Origin of the sequence: Burkholderia sp. Bp8998 (assembly GCF_003854235.1) — a bacterium.
Taxonomy (GTDB): Bacteria; Pseudomonadota; Gammaproteobacteria; order Burkholderiales; family Burkholderiaceae; genus Burkholderia.
The window spans coordinates 46,065-66,182 of record NZ_QTQF01000020.1 but is presented as its reverse complement, the minus strand read 5'-3'; the positions used below and the strand labels follow the sequence as shown (position 1 = coordinate 66,182).

Here is a 20,118-nt window from a genome sequence, read left to right as displayed (position 1 = left end):
GCGGCGATAACATGAACGACGGAGACGCGAAGTGGATTTGAATCTGCAAGACAAGGTCGTGATCGTGACCGGCGGCGCGTCGGGCATCGGCGCCGCGATCTCGATGCGGCTGGCCGGCGAAGGCGCGATTCCGGTGGTGTTCGCGCGCCACACGCCGGACGACGGCTTCTGGCGCGCGCTTGCGCAGAAGCAGCCGCGCGCCGCGTGCGTGTCCGTCGAACTGCAGGACGATGCGCAATGCCGCGACGCGGTCGCACAAACCGTCACGCGCTTCGGCCGCATCGACGGCCTCGTCAACAATGCGGGCATCAACGACAGCGTCGGGCTCGATGCCGGGCGCGACGCGTTCGTCGCATCGCTCGAGCGCAACCTGATCCACTACTACGTGATGGCGCATTACTGCGTGCCGCACCTGAAGGCGACGCGCGGCGCGATCGTCAACATCTCGTCGAAGACGGCCGTCACCGGGCAGGGCAACACGAGCGGCTATTGCGCATCGAAGGGCGCGCAACTCGCGCTCACGCGCGAATGGGCCGTCGCACTGCGCAACGACGGCGTGCGTGTGAACGCGGTGATTCCGGCCGAGGTGATGACGCCGCTCTACCAGAGCTGGATCGCGGGGTTTGACGACCCCGAGGCGAAGGTCGCCGAAATCGCCGGCAAGGTGCCGCTCGGCAAGCGCTTCACGACCGCCGACGAGATCGCCGACACGGCCGTGTTCCTGCTGTCGGAGCGCGCGTCACACACGACGGGCCAGTGGCTGTTCGTCGATGGCGGCTATACGCATCTCGATCGCGCGATCGGCTGAGGACGGCGATCCATGCAACCCGATCTGAACCCGACGGCCGCCGCCCCCGCCGCGCTGATTGCGCTGACCGGCGTCAGCAAGCGCTTTCCGGGCGTGCAGGCGCTCGACGATTGCCGCTTCGACCTGCGCGCCGGCGAAGTGCATGCGCTGATGGGCGAGAACGGCGCCGGCAAGTCGACGCTGATGAAGATTCTCGCCGGTGTGTACCAGAAGGACGAAGGCGAGATCCGGATGGACGGCCGCGCGGTGGAGATCGACGATCCGCGTGCCGCGCAGGCGCTCGGGATCGGCATCATCCATCAGGAACTGAACCTGATGAACCACCTGAGCGTCGCGCAGAACATCTTCATCGGGCGCGAGCCGCGCGGCCGCTTCGGCGTGTTCGTCGACGAGGACAAGTTGAACCGCGACGCGGCCGCGATCTTCGCGCGGATGCGGCTCGATCTCGATCCGCGCACGCCGGTCGGCCGGCTGACGGTCGCGAAGCAGCAGATGGTCGAGATCGCGAAAGCGCTGTCGTTCGATTCGCGCGTGCTGATCATGGACGAGCCCACCGCCGCGCTGAACAACGCGGAGATCGCCGAGCTGTTTCGCATCATCGGCGACCTGCGCGCGCACGGCGTCGGCATCGTCTACATCTCGCACAAGATGGACGAACTGCGCCAGATCGCCGATCGCGTGACGGTGATGCGCGACGGCAAGTATGTCGCGACCGTGCCGATGGCCGGCACGTCGATGGACACGATCATCGCGATGATGGTCGGCCGTCAGCTCGATGCGACGTTCCGCACGCCGCCCGATACGTCGGCCAACGAGGTCGCGCTCGAAGTGCGCGGGCTGTCGCGCGGCCGCGCGATCCGCGACGTCGGCTTCACGCTGCGGCGCGGCGAGATCCTCGGCTTCGCGGGGCTGATGGGCGCGGGCCGCACCGAGGTCGCGCGCGCGGTGTTCGGCGCGGACCCGGTCGACGCGGGCGAGATCCGCGTGCACGGCAAGACCGTGACGATCCGCACGCCGGCCGACGCGGTCCGGCACGGGATCGGTTATCTGTCGGAGGACCGCAAGCACTTCGGGCTCGCGGTCGGGATGGACGTGCAGAACAACATCGCGCTGTCGAGCATGCGGCGCTTCGTGCGCCGCGGCGTGTTCCTCGATGCGCGCGAGATGCGCGACACCGCGCAGTCGTACGTGCGGCAGCTCGCGATCCGCACGCCGTCGGTCGCGCAGCCGGCGCGGCTGTTGTCCGGCGGCAACCAGCAGAAGATCGTGATCGCGAAGTGGCTGCTGCGCGACTGCGACATCCTGTTCTTCGACGAGCCGACGCGCGGCATCGACGTCGGCGCGAAAAGCGAGATCTACAAGCTGCTCGACGCGCTCGCCGCCGACGGCAAGGCGATCGTGATGATCTCGTCGGAGTTGCCCGAGGTGCTGCGCATGAGCCACCGGATTCTCGTGATGTGCGAAGGGCGCGTGACCGGCGAATTGCGCGCGGCCGACGCCACGCAGGAAAAGATCATGCAGCTCGCGACGCAGCGCGAGTCGACCGTATTGTCCTGATTTCGACGCTTACCGATCATGTCCAACGATACGCATCCCGTTCCGCCCCTTGCTTCCAGCGACACGCAGGCCGCCGCATCGAGCCTGAAGTCGCGCTTCTTCAACCCGGCCGCGCGGCAGAAGCTGCTCGCGTTCGCGAGCCTCGTGCTGTTGATCGTGTTCTTCAGCTTCGCGTCGCCGAACTTCCTCGAAGTCGACAACCTCGTCGCGATCCTGCAGGCCACCGCCGTGAACGGCGTGCTGGCCGTCGCATGTACGTACGTGATCATCACGTCGGGTATCGACCTGTCGGTCGGCACGCTGATGACGTTCTGCGCGGTGATGGCGGGCGTCGTGCTGACGAACTGGGGGATGCCGCTGCCGCTCGGGATCCTGGCGGCGCTGTGCTTCGGCGCGCTGTCGGGCAGCGTGTCGGGCTTCGTGATCGCGAAGATGAAGGTGCCGCCGTTCATCGCGACGCTCGGCATGATGATGCTGCTCAAGGGGCTGTCGCTCGTGATCTCGGGCACGCGGCCGATCTACTTCAACGACACGCCGGGCTTCACGTCGATCGCGCAGGATTCGCTGATCGGCAGCCTGATTCCCGCGCTGCCGATCCCGAACGCGGTGCTGATCCTGTTCCTCGTCGCGATCGGCGCGTCGATCGTGCTGAACCGCACCCTCTTCGGCCGCTACACGTTCGCGCTCGGCAGCAACGAGGAAGCGCTGCGGCTGTCCGGCGTGAACGTCGATGCGTGGAAGATCGCCGTCTACACGTTCAGCGGCGCGGTGTGCGGGATCGCCGGGCTCCTGATCGCGTCGCGGCTGAATTCCGCGCAGCCTGCGCTCGGGCAGGGCTACGAGCTCGACGCGATCGCGGCCGTCGTGATCGGCGGCACGTCGCTGTCGGGCGGCGCGGGCAGCATCGTCGGCACCATCATCGGCGCGTTCATCATGAGCGTGCTGACCAACGGCCTGCGCATCATGTCGGTCGCGCAGGAATGGCAGACCGTCGTGACGGGCGTGATCATCATCCTCGCGGTCTACCTGGACATCCTGCGCCGGCGCCGCCGCTGACGTACGCACGAACGAACACGAACACAGGCGCTGCACCGCCGGCCGGGCCGGCATTTCAGTCGATACCAACCAAGGAGACGCGAAGTGATCAGGAGCAAGGTGTTGAACGCGATCGTCGGGCTGACGTTCGCCATCGGCGTGACGACCGGCGCGCAGGCGCAGGAAACCTACATCCCGCTGATCTCGAAGGGCTTCCAGCATCAGTTCTGGCAGGCCGTGAAGGCGGGCGCGATGCAGGCCGCGAAGGACTACAAGGTGAAGGTGACCTTCGAGGGCCCCGAAACCGAGGCGATGGTCGACAAGCAGATCGACATGCTGTCCGCCGCGATCGCGAAGAAGCCGGCCGCGCTCGGCTTCGCGGCGCTCGACAGCAAGGCCGCGCTGCCGCTCCTGAAGAAGGCGCAGGCCGAGAAGATTCCGGTCATCGCGTTCGACTCGGGCGTCGACAGCGACATCCCGGTCACGACCGCCGCGACCAACAACAAGGCCGCCGCCGCGCTCGCCGCCGACAAGCTCGCCGCGCTGATCGGCGACGAAGGCGAAGTGGCCGTGGTCGCGCACGACCAGACGAGCCGTACCGGCATCGATCGCCGCGACGGCTTTCTCGAGCGCATGAAGTCGGCGCACCCGAAGGTCAAGGTCGTGACCGTGCAGTACGGCGAGGGCGACCAGCTGAAGTCCACCGAAGTGACGAAGTCGATCCTGCAGGCCTATCCGAAGCTCAAGGGCCTGTTCGGCACCAACGAAGGCTCGGCGATCGGCGTGGTGAACGGTGTGCGCGAGATGAAGCGCAAGGTCGTCATCATCGGCTACGATTCGGGCAAGCAGCAGAAGGATGCGATCCGCAGCGGGCTGATGGCCGGCGCGATCACGCAGAACCCGGTCGGGATCGGCTACAAGACGGTTGAAGCGGCCGTGAAGGCAATCAAGGGCGAGAAGCTGCCGAAGGTCATCGATACCGGTTTCTACTGGTATGACAAGACCAATATCGACGACCCGAAGATCACGGCGGTGTTGTACGACTGAGCGCGACGTGATGGGATGCCGCGGGTGAGGGCGAACGACGAGGACACCATGGGCGCAGTGCGTATCGATTCCCATCAGCACTTCTGGCGTTACCGCGCGGCCGACTACCCGTGGATCGGCCCGGGGATGGGCGTGCTCGCCCGCGATTACCTGCCCGACGCGCTGTGGCCGCAGATGCATGCGCAGGCGCTCGGCGCGTCGATCGCGGTGCAGGCGCGCGCCGGGCGCGACGAGACGGCGTTCCTGCTCGATCTCGCCCGCGACGACCCGCGCATCGCGGCGGTGGTCGGCTGGGAGGATCTCGGTACGCCGGAACTCGCCGACCGGATCGCCGCATGGCGCAGCCCGAAGCTGCGCGGTTTTCGTCACCAGCTGCAGGACGAAGCCGACGTCGGCGCGTTCGTCGCGGATCCGGCGTTCAATCGCGGCGTCGCGTGGCTGCAGAAGAATGGCTATGTGTACGACGTGCTCGTGTTCGAACGTCAGTTGCCCGACGTGCGCGCGTTCTGCGCGCGGCACGATGCGCACTGGCTCGTGCTCGATCATGCCGGCAAGCCCGCGCTCGCCGAGTTCGACCGCGACGACACCGCGCTCGCAGGCTGGCGTGCCGGGTTGCGCGAGTTGGGCGCGCTGCCGCACGTCGTGTGCAAGCTGTCGGGGCTCGTGACCGAGACCGACTGGCGGCGCGGCCTGCGCGGGCAGGACATCCGGCACATCGAGCAATGCCTCGATGCCGCGCTCGACGCGTTCGGCCCGCAGCGGCTGATGTTCGGCTCGGACTGGCCCGTGTGCCTGCTCGCGGCGTCGTATGACGAAGTGGCGTCGCTGGTCGAGCGCTGGGCCGAGGCGCGATTGTCGGCGGCCGAACGCAACGCGTTGTGGGGCGGCACGGCCGCGCGTTGCTATGCGGTGCCCGGCGACCCGAAGCCCGGCATATAAAATAGGCGCGAATGGCCTGACGCGCCATTCGTCGGATCGTCCGCAACGCAATCGCTTACCTGTATCAACGTATGTCCATCCAGCCGATTCAGAACCGCCGCCTTTACCAGCAGATCGCCGACAAGCTCAGCGCGATGATCGAGTCCGGCGATTTCCCGCCGGGCAGCTATCTGCCGCCCGAGCGCGAACTGGCCGAGCAGTTCGGCGTGTCGCGCACGTCGGTGCGCGAGGCGTTGATCGCGCTCGAAGTCAGCGGGCTCGTCAGTGTGCGTGTCGGCGACGGCGTGAAGGTGCGCCACCCCGAGGCGGCTGCCGCACCGGAACCGCGGCCCGATACGAAGGTTGCGCCGTTCTCGATCGTCGAGATCGATCCCGAACTCGGCATCGCGCTCGATCTCGATACCGAAATCCCGCCGTTCGCGCTGCTGCAGGCGCGCCGGCTGATCGAGCCGGAAGCCGCGTCGCTCGCCGCGAAGCACGGTTCGGACGCGCAGATCGAAGGGATTCACGAGGCGTTCCTGCGCAACCAGGAGGACAACCGCAGCGGTTCGCTCACGCACCCGGGCGACCGGCTGTTCCATATCCGTATCGCGGAAGCGAGCGACAACCCGGCGTATGCGCTGATGATCAAGCAGTTGCTCGCGCACAAGTACGACCTGATGTTCCAGCGGCTGCAGTCGCTGTACATGCCGAACGACATGCCGCGCCGGTCGGAGCTCGAGCACCGCGCGATCCTCGACGCGATCCGCGCGCGCGACCCGGAAGCCGCGCGCCGCGCGATGGCCGAGCATCTCGACGAAGTGATCCGGATCTTCGGCCGCGCGCTCGACTGAGCGCGGGCATTCGGAATCAGAACCGGTCGGCGCGGTAGGGCGTCGGGTCGGTGAACGGCGTTTCGCCCGTCATCATCTCGGCCAGCAGGCGGCCGGAGACGGGGCCGAGCGTGAGCCCGTGATGGTTGTGCCCGAACGCGAACCACAGTCCGCGATGCGCGGGCGCGGGGCCGATCACCGGCCGCATGTCGGGCGTGCACGGCCGGAAGCCGAGCCACGGCTGCGGGTCGAGCCGTTCGCCGAAGCCGAACACCGGGCGCGCGACGCGTTCCGCGCGATCGAGCTGCACACCCGTTGGCGGCAGGCCGCGCCGCGCGATCTCGACGCCGGTGGTCAGCCGCAATCCGCGCCGCATCGGCGCGATCACGTAGCCGTATTCGCGATCGACGATCGGCGCCGACGGCGCGCCGCGTGCTGACGGTGCGTAGTGCATGTGATAGCCGCGCTTCTCGCGCAGCGGAATCTTGTAGCCGAACTTGCCGAACACCGTGTCGGACCACGGCCCGAGCGCGACGACCACGGCCGGCGCGGCGATCTTGCCTTGCTCCGTCGTGACTTGCCAGCCGGGCGACAGCGCGTCGAGGCTCGCGGCATCGCCCGTGAGCAGCGTGCCGCCGCCTTGCACGAAGAGTTGCGCGTAGGTTTTGACGAGCGCGGACGGATCGACGACGCTTTTCGGATCGAGCCAGTGCAGCGCGCCGCAGAAGCCGGGCGCGAGGCTCGGCTCCTGCGCGTGGAGTGCCGCGGCATCGAGCGGCGTGATGCCGAGCCCGTGACGGCGCGCGGTGAGTCCCGCATCGGCGACCGCGCGTTCGAACGCGGCCGGCGTGCGGAACGCTTCCATCCAGCCGCTCGCGCGGATCAACTCGGTGGCGCCCGCGCGCGCGATCAGCGCGTCGTGCTCGACGATGCAGCGCTCGATCAGCGGCAGCATGTCGCGCGAAGCTGCCGCGTGACGCAGCGGCGCCGATTCCCACCAGAACCGCGCGAGCCACGGCGCGAACGCGGGCAGCGACGTGCTGTGCCAGTAGAGATCGGTGGAGCGGTTCAGCGCGTAGCGCATCAGCGTGAACGGGCTGCGCGGGAACGGATACGGCTCGACCGACGAGCGCTCGATGAGCCCCGCGTTGCCGAAGCTCGTGCCTTCGCCGGGCGCACCGCGGTCGATGAGGGCGACCTTGCGGCCGCGATCCTGCAGGTGCAGCGCGGCGGAGACGCCGACGATGCCCGCGCCCAGAACGATTACGTCGAAGTCCATCGTGTAAGTGGCCGTTGGCGGGGCGCGTGGCCGCGATGCGGTGTGTGCGCCCGGGTTGGAGATCGTATGAACTGAAAGCATACCCGCAGCGGCGTGACGCACCAAGAGGGTGTGCGCTGCCGACGCAGTGTGGGTGGCCCGTGCGCGACGGTTTGCGGTCGCGCGACTTGCCGCGCGGGTGTTCGCGCGCATCGTCGCGCGTGGCATCGCGCATCGTTTCCGCGTACCGTATGACGTAACTTGGCGGGTGTATCCCACTGGTTTGGGATGCGAATTTTTACCTAAGATGGAAGCACTCGTGCGCGTGGTACGGTGCCTGCACGCGCATGGCAGGGAGGAGGCAGCGCCGGGAAAGATTGCAGCAGATGTTTCCATCATGGATGCGAGTGTTTGCGCGACGGCCGCGAATGATGCGGCCGCATCGACGCCAGCTGGCGCGACGGCAATCGCCGCGCGGACGGCGTCCGGCTGGTCGAGCCGAGTCGCCTCGTTGCGCCGCGCGTTCATCGCAATCGTTTGCGTTCTGAGCGTTGCGCCGGCCGTCCTCGCCGCGGCGCTTGCCGATACGGACAATGCGGTCGACACGCTGCGACTGGCCGCCACCACGATCCCCGCCAATCCTGCCGGTCCCGCCTTTTCGTCACATGACTCCGCCGTCCGCCAGGTCGTGCTCGGCATCGTCAGTTTCACGCGCTGGCCGACGACGCCCGTTCGCCTGCATCTGTGCGTGACGGGGCGGCCCGACTACGCGGGCGACCTGACCGACACGATGCAGGCCGGCTCGACCGTGCTCGACGTGCAGCGCGTCCGCTTCGACGATCCCGGGCTTGCCGTTGCCTGCGACGTCGTGTATCTCGGCATGCTGGGCACCGACGAGCGAACGCGGGTGAGAGTCGCGCTGGCCGGCCATCCGGTGCTGACCATCGCCGAACACGATCCGTCCTGCACCGCGGGCAGCATGTTCTGTCTCACGGTCGAGGGCGAAAGCGTCACGTTCGACATCAATCTCGACGCCGTCGCGCGCAGTGGCGTGCGTGTGCATCCGAACGTGCTCAACCTCGCGCGGCGGGCGTTGACGCCATGACACGTTCCGCGCCCCCCGTTTCATCTTCACGCGTGCCGCGCCCGACGCTGCAAACCGTGTTGCGCCGTGCGCATTTGCGCCTCGCGTTCGTCGCGGTTGCGATGGCCGCCGTGTCGTTGGTCGTCGTTGCCGTGATCGCGTTGCGCGCATACGCCGGCAACAACCTGAACCTGCTGGCCCGCTCGCTCGGTTATACGGTCGAGGCGGCGCTCGTGTTCGGCGACCGCGTCGCGGCGAACGAGGCGATCGCCACGATCGCCAACGACGAGGACGTCGCGAAGGTGGTGGTGACCGATGGCAAGGGCGAGTTGTTCGCGACCTGGGAGTTTCCGGCAGGCGACCGGATCGCGCGGCTCGAGCGCGTCGTCGCTGATTTCGCGTTGCCCGGGCCGGCGACCGTCCCCGTGATGCACGACGGCGCCGTCGTCGGCCACGTGATCGTGCGCGGCCGCGGGCACGAGTTCTTCGGCTTCCTGCTGGGCGGGATCGGCGGCATTCTCGGCTGTCTTGTCGTCAGCGTGTTCGGCGCGTATGTCAGCTCGAAGCGCCTGTTGCGCAATATCGTCGCGCCGCTGCGCGCGCTCGCCAGCGTCGCGCACGCCGTGCGGCGCGAGCGTGCGTTCGCGCGTCGCGTCGAACCCGTGGCGATCGCCGAACTGAACCAGCTCGGCGACGACTTCAATGCGCTGCTCGACGAATTCGAAGACTGGCAGAACACGCTGCGCGACGAGAACGCGTCGCTCGAACACAAGGCGACGCACGATGCGCTCACGGGTTTGCCCAATCGCGTGCAGTTCGAGTCGCGTCTGTCACTGGCACTCTGCGATGCCGTGGTGACGGGGCAGCGGGTCGCCGTCCTGTATCTCGACTGCGACCGCTTCAAGGAAATCAACGACTGCCTTGGTCACGACGCCGGCGACGCGGTATTGATCGGCGTCGCGGCGCGGTTGCGCGCGCAGGTGCGCGACACCGATCTCGTCGCTCGCCTGGGCGGCGATGAGTTCGCGGTGATGCTGACGGGCGTGCGCGAAACCGACAGCGTGTGCCGGATCGCCGACGAGATCTTGTCCGGCATGGCGCCGTCGATCGAGCTGCCCGACGGACGCATGGTGGCCACCATGTTGAGTGCCGGCGTCGCGCTGTATCCCGATCACGCGTCGGACGCGAGCGGCTTGCTGCGCGCGGCGGATGCCGCGATGTACCGCGCCAAGCGTGCGCGGCCGGGGTCGTGGCAGTTGGCGGAAGTCGTCGCCGGGCGGGTTTGAGGTCTATCGTTTCGCGCTGCGGGCGAGGCCGCGGCGGCGGGATAAGAAGCGCACGCCACGCGGGCGCATACGAAGGGGTCGATGATGAAAAACGCGTTGCCTGTGAGCATTGGGAGGATGTGCGTCGCGAGCGCGGTGTTGCTGTGCCTGCTGCTTGGCGGGTGCAAGACGCCGCCGCTTCATCGGGGGCTCACGCAGACGCAGGTCACGACGCTGAAGTCGGCCGGGTTCCATGAGACCGAGCAGGGGTTCGAGTTCGGGTCGACGGGGCCGATTTTGTTCGACTTCGATCGATACAACCTCAAGCCGGATGTGAGGCGGATTGTCGAGCGGATCGGGAGGACGTTGCGGTCGGCGGGGATCAATGGCGTGCGGGTTTACGGGTACTCGGACGAGGAGGGGGCGGCGGCCTACGATCTCGAGTTGTCGAGGCGGCGGGCGGAGGTGGTGGCGATCGAGCTCGTGGACGTTGGGTTGGATCGGAAGCAGATTGCGGTGGTCGGGAAGGGGAAGAGCGATCCTGTCGGGGACAACCGGACCGTAGCAGGGCGGGCGCAGAATCGGCGAGCGGCGATCGTGGTGTCGCCGAGGTGAGGGAGCGCATCGCACATTCGCGCGCACCGATTGCCAGTCATGACCTGCCGACCTGCAATCCGCCCGGTCTGCATGCTGAATGCACGGACATTGGAACGTCTCGATGCGTTCGGCTGTAACGGTTTGCCACCATTGCCACGCAGACGCCGGAGCGTCCGATCATGCGTGGCGGACCTTGATGTTCATGGCGTCCGGGACGGACAGGCGTCGTGAAACCGTCATGCGTGACCGGAAGCGTCCGGGTAAATTCGAAACGAGGTTTTCAATTGCCTGAATAGAATCGTTCCGCATTTTTTGAACGCTGCGTGGCCGATCGGCGAGCGCAGCGGCCACCGGAACGTGTATGGCCCTCGAACCCAACGATCTGCTCCCGCACTTCGAACGCGAGATCGCGCTGCTGCGCCGTTCGATGCAGACCTTCGCGCAGCGTTACCCCAAAATCGCGGCGCGCCTGTCGATCACCGGCGAGCGTTCGGAAGACCCGCATGTCGAGCGTCTGCTGCAGTCGTTCGCGTTGATGGCGGCGGCTCACGGCATCCGCCTCGAAGATGATGTGCCGGCGTTTACGCACGCCCTTCTCGAATCGCTGCACGGCGCGTTCCTGCGCCCGTTTCCCTCCTGCGCGATCGCGCAATTTCATGGCGACCGGACCGACAAGCTGACCGCACCTCGCGTCATCTGTCGCGGTGATCGATTGATCGCACCCGCCGGCCGGGAAGTATTTCGTACGTCGGATGACGTCACGATCGTGCCGCTGACCGTTGCGGCGGTGCGTTACGCGACGTCGGCGATCGCGCCGCGAGACGCGACGTTGCCCCCGGAAACGACCGGGTTGCTGACCGTCACGTTCGAGCTGACATCGACGGAAGCGACCTTCGCGATCGTGCCGGACACGTTGCGTCTGCACTTCTCCGGCGCGCGCGAGGTCGTCGCGGCACTCACGGACGCCGCGCGCCTGCTTGCCGTACGAAGTTTCGCCGAAGCCGGCGATTCCGGTCGCTGGAAGCGTCTTCCGGGCGAGGCATTGACGGCCGTCGGCCTCGAGCCGACCGATGCGCTGCTCGACATGCCGCCTGATGACGCCCTCGGGCCGTTTCACCTGCTGATGGAGTACTGCGCTGTTCCGGAGCGTTTCGACTTTGTCGACGTCGACATGCGACCGCTCAAGCGGGCCGCCGGCGATAGTCGTCGCGTCGCGCTGCATCTCGCGATCGCTGGTGTGCATCCCGACTCGCATCGCGCCCAGCGTCTGGCCGCCGCGACGGCCGACCATGTGCGCTTGTTCTGTACGCCGGTGATCAACCTGTTTCCGGACGATGCCGCGCCGATCGAGACGCACGCCGGTTGCGCGTATTACCCGGTGAAGGCGCTTGCACAAGCAGGTACGTCGCAGACGGACATCTGGTCGATCGACGCCGTTCGTCAGGTTTCCGACGCGGGACCATCGACCCTCGCGCCATTCCATTCGCTACGGCACGGCATGGACGGCCGTCCGGGGTTGTTCTGGACGGTATTGCGCGACGAGGCCAGGCGGGCACCGAAGCAGAAGCCTGTCGATTCCGACGCCAAACAGGCGGACAAGGCGCCGACGCCGGCCCCAGCCTCGGACGACACGCCAGAACCGCTCCACGGCGTCGAACTCCAATTGACGGATCGGGACGGCCGACCTGCCGATCCGGGCAAGCGCAAGCTGGCGATCCGGCTTTCGTGTACGCAGGGTGACCTGTCCGGGATGCAGGCGCGCGAGCTGGCGCTGGCGAAAGGCGACCCGGTGGGAACGATCATGCTGCTGAACCGGCCGACCCGGAGCCGGTCGCCGGCTTTCCGCTACGGGGAGCTGTGGGATCTGCTGTCGCTTCTCGTGCCACAGGCGATTCGACTGGATAACGGCGGTTTGACCCAACTTCGGCGGCTCTGCAAGCGCTGGGCGGAAGGTTCGGTCGACGCTGGCCGGCGCTTCGATGCGCTCGTGTCGTTGTCGACCGCGCGCGTCCGGTGCTGGCTGCCCGGCAAGCCGGCATCCGCGTTCGTGCAGGGGCTGGAAGTGCGGTTGGTCGTGGATGAGCAGCGTTTCGCCGGGTTCAGTCTGGGTGGGCTCGCGCACGTGATGGAGCGGTTTTTCGCGCCGTACGTGCCTGTCACGAGTTTCGTGCAGATTGTGCTGATGTCCGCGCATACCGGCGCGGTGCTTCGCCGCGGACAACCGTGCCCCGGCGTGCAGCCACTGGCCTAGCCTTGCGATTATGAGGGGCGGAACGGAAACGTTTGCGGACGTCTTTCATGCGGTCGGCTTTTGTCCTACATTATCGTGGCTTCGGGCCTGTCAGCCGGCCCATGGAACCTGAGAACATAAGCAAGGAACAAGAATGAGTTTCGCTCCGAACGGGGGTATTCCCAACGGTTTGGGCGGCAGTGCGCTCGGCTCCCTGAGCGCGCTCGGCGGCCTTGCCGCGCCGATCGCGTCGAGCGTGGCCGGAAGCCTCGGGCCGCTCGCCGGCCTGGCCGGGCACGTCGACACCGTCCTGCGCGCGATGCAGCTCGCGCAAACCGGTTTCTCGCTGATGGACAAGACGCCCGGCGCGATTGCCGAGGCGATCAACGGCGCCGCCAACCCCGCGCGCCTGACCCAGCTCAATCGTTACGTGACGCTCGATACGCCGCTTGGGCCCGACGTGCTGCTGGTCAGCGCGGCCGTCGTCGACGAGTACGTGAACCGGTTGCCGGAAATCCACCTCGACCTGCTGTCGCACCGCCACGACCTGCGCCCGGACGACCTGATCGGCCAGCAGGTCAAGATCCGGTTCGATCAGCAGGCGCGCTTGTCGACGCTCGAGCGCGTCGTCGCATCCGGCACTGGCGACAACGACCGTTACTTCGACGGCTACGTCGCATCGTTCGACCGCGCCGGCAATCCCGGGAACGTCACGCAGTATCACCTGACGGCCGTTCCGTGGTTCTGGTTCCTGACCCGCTCGACCGACTGCCGGATCTTCCAGAACAAGACCGCGCAGGACATCCTCACTGAGATTTTCCAGGAGCACGGGTTTTCCGATTTCGTGTTCGATATCCGGACCAGCCAGAAGCCGCTCGAGTACGTCGTGATGTACCAGGAGTCCTACTACAACTTCTGCGCGCGGCTGATGGAGCAGGAGGGGCTGGTCTGGACGCACCGCTACGAGAAGGACAAGCACTTTCTCGTGATCGGCGACACGAACCTGCTGTTTCGTCCGATAGCCGGCCTGGCGACCGTGCCGTTCGCCGCGACCGAGGCGAGTGAGGACAGCGGTATCGATCAGTTGCACGAAGGCCGGCGCTTTGGCGTCGGCAAGGTCACGTTTCGCGACTTCAATCACCAGAATCCGTCGTCGCCGCTGATGCTGGTCGAGGCCGAGCCGCAGAATCTCAAGCATGCGCGGCTCGACGCAACCGAGCGGTTCGAGCACCAGTCGCTGTATGACCATGGTGACGACGGCAACCGCTATGCGCGTTTCGCGATGGAGGCCGAAGAGGCGCAGGCTCATCGCTATACCGGCGGCGGCTACGCATGGCGCATGACGACGGCCGGCGCGGTGACCGTGGCCAATCACCCGGTGCTCGAAAACAACCAGGAATACGTGATCCTGCACGTGCGTCACGAGGCCGTGAACGACTACACGCAGCACAGCGCAAAGCTGCCGTACCGCAACAGCTTCGCGTTGTTGCCGAAGAAGATTCCGTACCGTGCGCCGCGTGCGACGCCGAAACCGGTGATCCACGGCACGCAGTCGGCAATCGTCGTCGGTCCGAAGGGCGAGGAGATCTATACGAACGGGAGCGCCGTGAAGGTGAACTTTCCGTGGGATCGGCGCGGCAAGAAGGATGGGTCCGACTCGATGTGGGTGCGCGTGTCGCAACCGTGGGCGGGTGATGGCTGGGGTGCGGCCGCGATTCCGCGGATCAAGCAGGAAGTGCTCGTGGCGTTCAATCAGGGTGATCCGGACAACCCGGTGATCGTCGGCCGCGTGTTCAACGGCGAGCAAGGCAACCCGTATCACGGCGCGGCCGGGCAGACGATGGGGATCAAGAGCCAGACGCATAAGGGGCAGGGGTCGAACGAGATCCGCATGACCGACACGAACGGCATGCAGGAATTCTTCATGCATGCGCAGAAGGACATGAACACCGTCGTCGAGAACAACGAGACGCACAAGGTGCTGGGGCCGATGCGTACCGTCCTCGTGGCGACCGGCAGCGAAGAGAAGCAGATTCCGCAGGGCAACCTGACCGAGACGATCGCCGAGAAGCGCGCCACGACCGCGACCACCGTCGAGGTGACGACGCCGGCCAAGGACGGCGGCGGCGGGACGCAAGCCTACGTGGCCGAGCGCGGCATCCTGCTGAAGGTGCAGGACAGCTCGATCTCGCTCGCGCCGGAAGGCATCCGCCTGGAGCACAAGGGCTCCGTGATCCTGATGACCGACGACGGCGTGATGGTCAACGGCAAGCGCATCGATCTCAACAAATAATTCGAACGACACCAGCCATGCACTACGCAATCCACGAAGGCACCTTCGAACTGCCGGACGCCGCGCTCGACCGCACCGTCAACATCCTGATGATGAACGTCGGCCCCGGTGGCCTCAATCTCGTGATCGCCCGCGGGCGGTTCCGCGACGGGGAGAATCTCGACGCGTTCGTCGCGCGCGAATGGGAAGTGGCGTCGCGCGATGCCAGGATGCTGACCGAGAAGGCACGCCGGCCAGTGACGGTCGCCGGGCGTGCGGGCATCCAGATCGATTCGACGCACGAGCGCGACGGCCGGCTCTGGCATCAGATGCAGACCATGTTCCCGTCGGACGATGCCGGCCGCGTGCTGGTGATGACGCTGACCAGCGCGGCACCGCTGACCGAGGAACAGCAGGCGATCGCCGATCGGATGCTCGCCAGTTTCCAGCCGCGCGGCACCGGACCGACCCGGCTCGGGGCGGGTGACGCGTCGTGAGCGCGGAACACTTCGCGGCCGCGCGCTTCGAAGACCCGATCCAGCATACGTCGTTCTGGGGTGAGCTTGCCGGCACGGTCGGGTCGGTGATCGGCGGTGCCGTCGTCGGCGCATTGGTGGCGGAGGCGATGGAGGGGCTGGTGTTCGTCGGCCTCGCCGCACTCGAAATCGGCACGGCCGGGTTGGCGACGCCGCTCGTGATCGCGATCGGTGTCGGCGTGGCGGTCGGCTCGGGCGCGCTGATGGAAGCGAGCGGCATGAACGAAGCCATCGACGACGGGGCGAAGGCGCTGGCCGACGCGATCGCGCCGCCCGAGATCAAAGGCAAGATCGCGAGCGGCTCGGGGGACGTTTACGTCAACGACAAGCCGGCCGCGCGGGCGGCGCAGCCGGGGGATCTCGATACCGTCGCGTGCACGGATCATCCCGGGCCGCAGATGATTGCCGACGGGTCGGGCAGCGTTTACATCAACGATCAGCCGGCGGCGCGGGTTGGCGACAAGACGACTTGCGACGGGACGATCGCCGAAGGTTCCGACAACGTTTTCATCGGTGGCGGTACGCAGCGGGTGCGGGATGTGAAGTCGGCCACGCGGCTCGGGTGGCTGGGGGCTGCGCTTGGTATTGCGTTGGCGGTATGCGGTCGCGGCAAGATGAGCTGGGGGCAGTTTCTGAAGAGCAAGGTGCCGTGTCTTGCGATTAATTTTGCGGCCGGTGCGTTTGGGACCTGGCTCGGCAGTCTGGCGAGGCCTTCAGCCGGCCACCCGGTCAACGTCATTACCGGCGGCAAGATTCTCGACGGCACAGACGACACCGACTTCGCATTGCCCGGGCCACTGCCGATCGTGTGGCGGCGTTTCTACAGTAGCCACGATGATCGCGCGGACAGTCTGTTCGGGGCGGGATGGAGCGTGCCGATCAGCGTTGAGCTTCGGCTCGCGCGTGAGCGTGGCGAGGTCACGTCGATCACGTATTGGGATGAGCAGGGGCGCGATATCGTGTTTCCGGCCGTGCCACCGGGTGAAAGTCATTTCAGCGTGCCGGAAGGTATTTACCTGATCTGCACCGAAGGCGGCCACTACGTGGTTGAAACGGTCGATGGGGTGTATCGCGATTTCGGCCGCGCGCGTAGCGATGCGGACAGCGAGACGCTCAAGCTGTGGCGGCTCGAAGATCGCAACGGTAACTGGATCGAGGTTGAGCAGGAAGCGGCCGATGGGGCCGTGCGGCCCGCGCGGCTGCATGACAGCGCCGGACGCATGCTGACGCTGGTCTATGAAAGATTGCATTCCCGACGCGTTGCCGCGATCGAGTTGAGCCGCGGCGTCGACGGCGAACGGCCCGACACGCTAGTGCGTTACGCATACAACGATGCGGGCGAACTGGTGGCCGTCACCGATCGCGGCGGCCACACCGCGCGTCGCTTCGCATACGAGCGCGGACTGATGGTCCAGCATACGTTGCGCGGTGGCTTGAAGTGCTTTTATGCGTGGCAGGGAGTCGGTCGCGATGCGCGTGTCGTGCGCCACTGGACCGACGACGGCGAAGCGTACATGTTCGATGCGGACCTCGCGCAGCGTACGGTGACGATCACCGACCAGATCGGTCGCGTTACGCAGTGGACCTGGAACGAGGACCAGCAGCCGACGAGTCACACGGATGCCGAAGGCCATGTGTGGCGACTCGAGTGGAATGCGATGCGGCAGTTGGTCAGCACGACCGACCCGGCCGGCAACACGACCCGTTTCGAATACGACGAGCGCGGGCGGCAGACGCAGCGTATCGATGCGCTTGGTCAGGTCGAGCGCACCGAGTGGAACGGGCACTACGATCTGCCCGTTGCTGAAACCGATCCGGCCAATGCGCGCTGGATCTACCGATACGACGATCGCGGCAACCTGACGATGACGCGCGATCCGGCGGGCTTCGCGACGGAGTATTACCGCGATGAGCGCGGGCTCGTGCATACGATTCGCGATGCGCGTGGCGGGTACAAGTTCCTCGAATGGAATCGTCGGGCCCAGTTGACTTCGTATACCGATTGTTCCGGCAAGGTCACGCGGTTCGCGTATGACGCACGCGGTGCGCTTGCGCGGGTGACGGATGCCGCCGGCCACGCCACCGTGTACGAAACGGATGCGATGGGGCGGGTCACGGGGATCGGGACGGCCGATGGTGCGCGTCAGACGTTTCGGTACGATGCGGCGGGGCGTCTCGTTGAAGTTGTTGATGCGAATCAGCGCAGCACGCGTTACGAACTCGATGCGCGTGGATTGTTGTTGTCGCGTACGGATGCGGCTGATCGTGTCGTGCGGTTCGGCTACGACGATGCGTTCAGGCTCGAGAGTTTGACCAACGAAAATCGTGAGACGTATCGCTTTCAATATGACCGTCGCGATCTGGTTTTCACGCAGATTGGCCTCGATGGCCACAAGCGTACATACGAGTACGACGTGTGCGGTCAAGGCACGATCGTACGCGATGGGCAGATCGAGACGCGATACGAACGCGACGCGATCGGGCAACTGACCGCGAAACAAGCCTCGCATGAGCGTTGCGAATACCTGTATGACAAGGCAGGCCGCATCACATCGGCCGAGTTGTACGCGCTTGCCGCGCGTGGGCCATCGCTGAAGAATCGGGTCAGCTTGAAATACGACGCGCGTGGTGAGGTCGTCGAGGAGTACACGCCGACTGGCTGGCTCGCACATACCTACGACGAGCTTGGGAATCGCGTCAGCACGACGATTTCCGGCGAGCGCACGATCGATTGGCTGCATTACGGTTCGGGGCACGTGCACCAGATTCGTTTCGATGGTGCCGCAGTCGCGGACATCGAACGGGATGATCTGCATCGCGAGGTGCTACGGACGCAGGGCAAGCTGACGAGCCATTTCGGGTATGACGCGGTGGGTCGTCGTGCGCGGCACGCTGCGCAGCGAGGCAAGGCGGGCGGCGAGTTGCTTGCGAAGCAGTGGCAATACGATGCAGCAGGCGACGTGATCCAGAAGCGTGATCAGCGTTATGGCACGACGAGCTATCGGTATGACCCGACGGGGCGCATCGAACAGGCGGCGGGGCCGGGATTGCCGTCGGAAGTGTTTCGCTGGGATGCGGCGGCCAACCTGGTGTCGAGCGATCACCCGGGCGGATTCGTTGAGCACAACCGGCTCAAGATGTTCGAGGACAAGCGTTTTGAGTACGACTCGCATGGGCGGCTCGTTCGCAAGCTGAGTGGGCACGGGCCTGCTAAAGAGCTGGTTCTTGAGTACGACGATTGGAACCAGTTGAAGTCGGTCGTGACGAAGGACCGGCTCGGCATCGGGACGGCGCATTTCGAATACGACGCGTTTGGGCGGCGGATTCGGAAGCTCAATGGGAGTTATGCGAGCACGGATTTCCTGTGGGACGGCATGCGGTTGGTGCAGGAGACGTATCACGACCGTCAGGGTGAGGAAGCGCTGACGTACTTGTACGAGTCCAATAGTTATGTGCCGCTTGCTCGTATTGATCAAGGCAAGCCGGCGGCTAACGATGCGGATGCACGAGACGCGGTCTACTACTTTCACAACGACGTTTCAGGGCTCCCTGAGGAACTGACTGACGCCGATGGTGAGCTGGTCTGGCAGGCTCGCTACAAGGTGTGGGGAAACTCAGTGCAGGAGGAATGGATCGCGCGGGCGCCGCAGAGATCGACAGCCTCCTGGGGTGAAGTGTCGGTGGCCGCGCCGACGTTGATACACGCACCACGACCACAGAACCTGCGCTTCCAGGGGCAGTATCTGGACCGTGAGACCGGGTTGCACTACAACACTTTCCGGTTCTACGATCCGGACATCGGGCGATTCATCAATCCCGATCCGATCGGATTACTGGGGGGAGCGAACCTCTATCAATTTGCACCTAACTCGATCACGTGGATCGACCCTTGGGGGCTAAGTCCCATTATGGTCGATCCAAGATTGATAAATTTCAGTCAATCGTGGGTTAGTCCAAACGACTACGCTGCAGTCATGAATCAAAAGGGATGGTTCGGCGATCCTTTAAATGTAATGATTCGCGATGGTAAAATGGTAAGCTTTGATAATCGACGCCTTGATGCTGCGTTGGAAAATAAGGTTGATAAGGTTCCAGTAAATATTGTTGATGGAGAGAGCCCATATCCGAAATCGACAACAGGAAAGTCGTGGAATGATGCTTTCGATGAGCGATTAGGAAGAAATGGACTCGGGAAGTATGGGACTTCAGAACGGCCTGTCATTGGTAAGGCGGATGGCCAAGCGCGAGTTGCTAGAAATAGGAGAGATAAAGTTGGTTGCTGATATTCTTCACGATATTTTGCTTGGGGAGCGGTTCTTTTACGCCGATTGTGTTGTCATTGGAAAATCTGATGTGGTTGGATACAGAATAAAAGATGGTCAGCCAGAAATGGATAGATCAATTCATGTGTCAGAGGATGATTTGACTGACGTATTTCAGAATTTCGCTGTGACTATTGCGGGTTCGATCTACGTTGGTGGTGAGGCATCTGCTCATGGGTCGTGTGGTTTCTTTTATAAAAAAACTAATGATGTTCTTGATTGGGCGTTGATGTCTTTGGATTCTGAGCCTTTTGTATCTCTAGAGAAGATTCACGATGGAGTTGCGTTCGTGTCAAGTTCGGGGCGGAAGTGGGTGGTGCGCGGAGATAATATAGAGGATGTGGAAATCACGTAAT

The 20,118-nt window shown here is 65.2% G+C and carries 15 protein-coding genes; 14 read left to right on the top strand and 1 reads right to left on the bottom strand.

The genetic code is table 11. The features are described 5' to 3' along the window. Window positions 1-31: 31 nt before the first annotated feature. From DIE06_RS20490 to DIE06_RS20465, 6 genes are all read left to right on the top strand, one after another. On the top strand, window positions 32-808 hold the full coding sequence (locus DIE06_RS20490; RefSeq protein ID WP_124662906.1) for an SDR family oxidoreductase: 777 nt from the start codon (window positions 32-34) through the stop codon (window positions 806-808). Between the two features lie 12 nt (window positions 809-820). Next, the gene (locus tag DIE06_RS20485; RefSeq protein WP_124662905.1) at window positions 821-2,365 is read left to right on the top strand and encodes a sugar ABC transporter ATP-binding protein; all 1,545 of its coding nucleotides are present in this window, start codon (window positions 821-823) and stop codon (window positions 2,363-2,365) included. A gap of 18 nt (window positions 2,366-2,383) precedes the next feature. Beyond that, a complete protein-coding gene (locus DIE06_RS20480; RefSeq protein ID WP_124662904.1) occupies window positions 2,384-3,421 on the top strand; it encodes an ABC transporter permease in 1,038 nt (345 codons plus the stop codon). Window positions 3,422-3,505: 84 nt separating this feature from the next. Next, the gene (locus DIE06_RS20475) at window positions 3,506-4,447 is read left to right on the top strand and encodes an ABC transporter substrate-binding protein (RefSeq protein WP_124662903.1); all 942 of its coding nucleotides are present in this window, start codon (window positions 3,506-3,508) and stop codon (window positions 4,445-4,447) included. A gap of 48 nt (window positions 4,448-4,495) precedes the next feature. Further along, a complete protein-coding gene (locus DIE06_RS20470) occupies window positions 4,496-5,386 on the top strand; it encodes an amidohydrolase (RefSeq protein ID WP_124662902.1) in 891 nt (296 codons plus the stop codon). A gap of 71 nt (window positions 5,387-5,457) precedes the next feature. Beyond that, window positions 5,458-6,219 (top strand): FadR/GntR family transcriptional regulator, encoded by a 762-nt coding sequence (locus DIE06_RS20465; RefSeq protein ID WP_124662901.1) that lies wholly within the window; start codon window positions 5,458-5,460, stop codon window positions 6,217-6,219. Window positions 6,220-6,235: 16 nt separating this feature from the next. Here DIE06_RS20465 and DIE06_RS20460 read toward each other — a convergent pair whose 3' ends face one another. Continuing rightward, window positions 6,236-7,477 (bottom strand): FAD-binding oxidoreductase, encoded by a 1,242-nt coding sequence (locus DIE06_RS20460; protein WP_124662900.1) that lies wholly within the window; start codon window positions 7,475-7,477, stop codon window positions 6,236-6,238. A gap of 376 nt (window positions 7,478-7,853) precedes the next feature. On the opposite strand from DIE06_RS20460, the gene DIE06_RS20455 reads away from it, so the two are divergent. The 8 genes from DIE06_RS20455 (at window position 7,854) to DIE06_RS20420 (ending at window position 20,117) form a co-directional block, all read left to right on the top strand. Further along, complete coding sequence (locus DIE06_RS20455) at window positions 7,854-8,561, top strand: YfiR family protein (RefSeq protein WP_124662973.1); 708 nt, start codon at window positions 7,854-7,856, stop codon at window positions 8,559-8,561. Further along, a complete protein-coding gene (locus tag DIE06_RS20450) occupies window positions 8,558-9,826 on the top strand; it encodes a diguanylate cyclase domain-containing protein (protein ID WP_124662899.1) in 1,269 nt (422 codons plus the stop codon). The genes DIE06_RS20455 and DIE06_RS20450 overlap by 4 nt, the downstream gene beginning before the upstream one ends. Before the next feature lie 84 nt (window positions 9,827-9,910). Then, window positions 9,911-10,420, top strand: coding sequence for an OmpA family protein (locus DIE06_RS20445; RefSeq protein WP_124662972.1), 510 nt, complete (start codon window positions 9,911-9,913; stop codon window positions 10,418-10,420). A gap of 343 nt (window positions 10,421-10,763) precedes the next feature. After that, complete coding sequence (tssF, locus tag DIE06_RS20440) at window positions 10,764-12,653, top strand: type VI secretion system baseplate subunit TssF (protein WP_124662898.1); 1,890 nt, start codon at window positions 10,764-10,766, stop codon at window positions 12,651-12,653. A gap of 133 nt (window positions 12,654-12,786) precedes the next feature. After that, window positions 12,787-14,925: a type VI secretion system Vgr family protein gene (locus DIE06_RS20435; RefSeq protein ID WP_124662897.1), complete on the top strand. Its 2,139-nt coding sequence runs from the start codon at window positions 12,787-12,789 to the stop codon at window positions 14,923-14,925. 17 nt (window positions 14,926-14,942) lie between these two features. After that, entirely contained in the window at window positions 14,943-15,401 is a 459-nt protein-coding gene (locus DIE06_RS20430) for a DcrB-related protein (RefSeq protein WP_124662896.1), read from the top strand. After that, complete coding sequence (locus tag DIE06_RS20425) at window positions 15,398-19,723, top strand: RHS repeat-associated core domain-containing protein (RefSeq protein WP_260433666.1); 4,326 nt, start codon at window positions 15,398-15,400, stop codon at window positions 19,721-19,723. Before DIE06_RS20430 ends, DIE06_RS20425 begins: the two co-directional genes overlap by 4 nt. After that, complete coding sequence (locus DIE06_RS20420; RefSeq protein WP_124662895.1) at window positions 19,674-20,117, top strand: hypothetical protein; 444 nt, start codon at window positions 19,674-19,676, stop codon at window positions 20,115-20,117. The genes DIE06_RS20425 and DIE06_RS20420 overlap by 50 nt, the downstream gene beginning before the upstream one ends. The last annotated feature ends 1 nt before the right edge of the window (window position 20,118 follow it).